The 2743-nt window shown below is 52.4% G+C and carries 2 protein-coding genes; both read right to left on the bottom strand.

The window, feature by feature from the left end; translation table 11 throughout:
* Positions 1-201: 201 nt before the first annotated feature.
* Positions 202-924 (bottom strand): hypothetical protein, encoded by a 723-nt coding sequence (locus ED236_RS12275; protein WP_123238279.1) that lies wholly within the window; start codon positions 922-924, stop codon positions 202-204.
* Positions 924-2743: hypothetical protein (locus ED236_RS12270; protein WP_205125689.1), on the bottom strand; the 1820-nt coding region annotated here is incomplete at its 5' end. The genes ED236_RS12275 and ED236_RS12270, both read right to left, overlap by 1 nt.

The raw sequence follows: 2743 nt of genomic DNA, 5'->3' as shown, positions 1-2743 counted from the left end.
CCTGGGTATTGAGGTTGCCGTTAGCATCCCGCACCCCGATCAGGCGCCCGGCCAGATCGTAGTGGTACGCCGTTTCAGGACGGGTCGCTTCCGACGCCGCCTGCTTGTACCCGTTCGCCAGGGTGATTGATACCTTGGGGTCGCGCTTCAGCACCAGATTCCCCGCCGTGTTGTACGCAAAGTCCGTCTTGCTGCATTTACTTAATCAGTTATAACAACAGGAACATGCTGACTGATAGCATAGACGAGTAAATCCCGACCTTCTCGCTCATATTGATACACTGATATCCCGATATGAAAATCTGCAGGCCCCGCTCTTAACTGCGCTCCCATTCTTGGCTTCATCATCGAAGCCGCCGAGACAAAAAACTGATTGTGCTGACCAACGGCGTCAAGGAACACTCCCCAACGCTGCTCGAGCGGAACGGTATCAAGCGCCGAGAATCGCGCAAAAATATTATCCCCTTTCGTCAGCGCAGCCCCCTCGAATGGGATAACAAGGTCCTGACTTAATGAGATTTCCTTAGGGACTTTGGGAACAAATGTACGCGCTGGAATAACGTAGCGCACCTCAGATTTATCAGCCGCCCGTTGCCATACGATTTCATAGCTTTCTGAATCAGGAGTACGCTCAAAGTAGCTATAACCAACCTGAAACTGCCCCAGCCACCCCGCTTTTGTCATTGGTTTCCCCTGGAGGCTCACCCCATTGACTTTAAGAGTGTCACCGGGCGGAAGCTGTTGGTAGCCATCCCCATCAAACGTGGCTGTAATTGCAACAGTGGAATTATCAATATGCTTAGAGATAAGAAATTTGGTCGAATAGGTTTTTGTAATATCCAGATAATCGTCCATAGCGAATAGACTCAACGCCGCTCCTGAGCTTATAAGAAAAATAAACACCCGCAAGTAATAAAGCTTCATCAGAATAATTCTCCTTGCTGTCTACCATGAATCATATGCTGAAAACTCCACCAAGGCACACCTGTAATCTGGCCTGCTAATGGCGACTTAGTAGGTAGTTCTATACTGGAGCGTAAATAGTTATACCCAGGCCCTACCTCGTGGTAATTGAATAAATAGCCCATGGCATCGTGGTAGGCGCCGTGATAACCAGCCGATGCCGGAACATAGATTGAACGAGGGTCTAAAGCATTTTCTCCAGGCCCAACCAGCCCCCCAGTGGGGTTTAGCATTGCGCCAAATACTGGATCAATCCCCCAATAATCACCGACAACTTTACCAAACCTAAGCTGCCAGGTACTGCCCATAAAATCAGCTTGTTTAGGCTTCAGCTTTGCTATTGCATCTAGCCGACCATCACTATTATCAATCATAGAATTTACTTTTGCTCTGAGCTCCTTATAAGTCTCATATTCGCGTTGAATTTCATTAATATCTCGATTACGCTCAACTGCAAGTGCTTCCAGATAAGCACTAGTCTTTTCAATAGAGTTTGTTTCTGTTGAATTAATTAGTCCTGCCATGATTTCTGTTAGATGCTGAGTATCTGAACCTGAAAACCGGGAATTGATTAATTTCAAACGGTATGGGGTCCCAAAGACTGAGTCTTTGTTACTTAGTGAGTCAGTATTTTCAACGCTCGGCTGAGCTTTTAGCCACGTAAAATCGAGCTCACTGACTGTTTTTAGAAGCGCGTATTCATCAGCCCTCTCTGCAGAAATTATGTCTCGGAATAAAGCTTCATTATCTGTCGAATGGAACTCCAAGCCATTCTTCACCCGTGCAAAATCGTCTGCATTGAATGCCAGGTTTATGTCGGAAGCGGCCATGGTTTCGGTGGCGGACGTTGCCAGCCTCCACGACGCAGGGGCATCCGCCTCGGTCAGTACCACCTCTGGGCCCTGTGGCTTGCCCTTGGGCGCAATGGCGTAGTCCTCTTCATAGGCCACATCGTTACCTTGTGCGGCACGCTGCTGTTCGATGAGCTTGCTTGACCCCCGGTTCTGGATGAACCCGGTCACCGTGTCCGTGGCCACCTGCTGCCAGTTCACCTTGCCGCCGTTCACCACCAGTTGGGTGAGTGCAAAGCCACCTGCATTCACTGCCGCCAATCCAAGGTCGGCACCTGTCGTCGTCCCGACTTGCGATACTACGCCTAGCGCATTGGTCGTGGTAAGGTTGAGCTTGTCACTCGCGACAGCCCCTGCGGCAGCGCCGATCCCGGATATCGCGACACTGCTCCAGCTAAAGCCCTGCTGGCTGCCCGTCAGGTTGCCAACCCCTTGATGGATGACGTTACCAACGACGGCTCTTGCGGCAACAGCGGCATATTTGCTTCCGGTCGCACTTGCAACACGTGCACTCAAGCCCGTTTTATTCAACGCGCCGTAGGTGACCCCGGCACTGATCGCCGCTGTCGCAAATGACCGGAAATCGAAGCCATTCTGCACCCCCACGATGTTGCCCGTGACTTGTCCGGCCGCATTCGCCAAGGCAGCCGTGCCCACCGTTGCCCAAAAGCCACCTCCCGAAAGAGCAGGGATGAACTGTGGTGCAGCAACCGCCACCACGACCGTTACCACGATGACGATGATCGCCCCCAGCCCACCACAGCCGCCCGGCCCCGGTGGGGCAGGCGCCGCAGGCAAGGTCGGACTGGTGTCCCCCATCGCCTCACCAGGACTGTACGGACGGAACGTCCCGCTGGTGTTGTGCACGTTGGTCACCTTGTTCGGCAGGCTCAACACCGTCCCCGCCACCAACGCCTCACTGCTGCCAA

The organism is Pseudomethylobacillus aquaticus, from assembly GCF_003730115.1.
Taxonomy (GTDB): domain Bacteria; phylum Pseudomonadota; class Gammaproteobacteria; order Burkholderiales; family Methylophilaceae; genus Pseudomethylobacillus; species Pseudomethylobacillus aquaticus.
Note: the sequence above shows the minus strand (reverse complement) of the source record. Positions and strands in the feature narration are given on the sequence as shown.